The following is a 249-nucleotide window of genomic DNA, read 5'->3' as shown; positions in this document are numbered from 1 at the left end:
CCAATCATCTGCTCCGGTGGTCTCAGGCCGTGGTCGGGGCCATACCCGCGCTCGGCGCGTCTTTCGCAATCATCGCCGCATTGGTTTGTACCAACGTGTGCCGTGGCGCACCGGACAGGGAAGACAAGATCGTCGTCGGTGAGACGACACAGGTCGCTGGAGGCACCGTGGCCACCTGGGCGCGCGTGAACGGGGGAGGCGAGGTCATCTGGGTCGGACTGACGATCCCGCTCTCGATGGCGGAGAACA

At 65.1% G+C, this 249-nt stretch carries 1 protein-coding gene; it reads left to right on the top strand.

The window, feature by feature from the left end:
- Window positions 1-29 precede the first annotated feature (29 nt).
- Window positions 30-249: hypothetical protein (locus tag ACY9Z2_RS19245; protein WP_463611285.1), on the top strand; the 220-nt coding region annotated here is incomplete at its 3' end.

The organism is Virgibacillus sp. GM2-2, assembly GCF_055329585.1.
Note: the sequence above shows the minus strand (reverse complement) of the source record. Positions and strands in the feature narration are given on the sequence as shown.